The organism is Methylomonas sp. BG-2, assembly GCF_057766305.1.
In genome coordinates, this window is record NZ_JBYMAP010000470.1 from 1 (window position 1) to 1,370 (window position 1,370).

The window sequence follows — 1,370 nt, forward strand, 5'->3', positions numbered from 1 at the left end:
TTTGCCAGACACCTTTAAGTGCGGCACTCCACGCCGTTGGTAATTAAAGTCTTTGACTTTAAGCTTACAGAGCTCATCACGGCGTAATGCATGGTAAAGCAGAGTGGCCAAAATGGCCTTATCCCGCTTGTCTTTCAGCCGACCTCCCTCCGGGGCATCGAGCAATTCACGTGCTTGATGGTCGCCCAGCGCGGGCGTCCGGCCTTCGCCACTATCCACTTTAGGCCGCTTCACGCCTTTGACCGGATTATGGGTTACGGCATTTTTGTCGCACAGATAATCGAATAAGGATGACAAGGCCGATAACCGGTGTCGGATGGTGGTGCCGCTCAGCACGCGATTACCCAAATCATCCCGCCAGGCGATGACATGCGCACGCGTCACATCGCGGAATTCTTCTGGCCGAACAATGCCGGCGAAGCGCATAAAGTCCTCAACCGCATTTTGATACGCGCGGCGAGTTTGCGGATTGGTCAGATTAGCGAACCACTCAACTTCGGGAGGCACTTCGGAAAGCCGACGAAAGTCTTCGGCGGTCAGGAGCCGGTTGCTGGTGGAAAAAGCAGCGACCGATTTATCAGATTCCGCCATTAAACCATCCTCATTTCTTTGCTATGCCAAACGCGAATAATAACAATGATCTCGCCATCAATCCGGTAGCGCAGAACATAGGCTCCCACGCCGAACGGCAAAAAAAGTTCTCAACGCCCCGATCCATCAATCATCGGCCGCCCGACTAGGGACCGCCGGCGAGATAGCCTGCGCCATTGCGTAAAATTTCCCGGGCTGAAGCTACAGCATTTGGGTTTTTGTCTCGAAGAGATGGGTGCAAACGCTCGACATTCATCAAGGCTTCGGGAAGCCAGACTATTTGGGACACGATAGCTCACTTTCGCTTCCCCAGGTTGAGAGCTAGGAATCGACCGCTTCATTCGGTATGGCATGGCCGGTTTGTTGGTATTTCTGCCAACGCTCCATGTCTTCGCGCTTTTCACGCTCATACGATTCTTCGCGTTCGACATATTCCTCGATCGCGGCTTTCATCAGCCAGTGAGCCGTTCGGTCTTTGGCTTGGCTCAGGAGCTTCAGTCGAGCATGAAGGGTTTCGTCTAGCTTGATACCGGTGCTGATGGTCTTTGATATTGTGTCAGTTTGCTTCATGGTGGCACCTCGTAACGCCTATTTACACCGAGTAAAACCAAGTGTCAATGTCGCTCAGCTCACGGATTTTGGGCAATATAATACTATTGATAAAATACGTTATCAATAGTAGAAGGCGAATTCGAGCGAAGTAGGGGACCTGTTTTGGCTGAACTCGTTTGGCAAATATTGCCATGATCAGACGCAGAGTCCATTAAAGAAGTCGCTCC

Annotated in this window: 3 protein-coding genes; all 3 read right to left on the reverse strand. The window is 51.6% G+C overall.

Annotation, left to right across the window (positions count from 1 at the left end; genetic code table 11):
• Nucleotides 1-591 (reverse strand): tyrosine-type recombinase/integrase (locus tag AC3B8H_RS21355; protein ID WP_488443516.1); only part of this gene is annotated, 591 nt, incomplete at its 3' end.
• Nucleotides 591-680, reverse strand: coding sequence for a type II toxin-antitoxin system RelE/ParE family toxin (locus AC3B8H_RS21360; RefSeq protein ID WP_488443518.1), 90 nt, complete (start codon nt 678-680; stop codon nt 591-593). The genes AC3B8H_RS21355 and AC3B8H_RS21360, both read right to left, overlap by 1 nt.
• A gap of 232 nt (nt 681-912) precedes the next feature.
• Complete coding sequence (locus AC3B8H_RS21365) at nt 913-1,161, reverse strand: CopG family ribbon-helix-helix protein (RefSeq protein WP_488443517.1); 249 nt, start codon at nt 1,159-1,161, stop codon at nt 913-915.
• Between the last annotated feature and the right edge of the window lie 209 nt (nt 1,162-1,370).

What these genes read in the sequence shown, in the direction of transcription:
- AC3B8H_RS21365 (WP_488443517.1), bottom strand. Translation starts at nt 1,161, where the DNA reads ATGAAGCAAACTGACACAATATCAAAGACCATCAGCACCGGTATCAAG.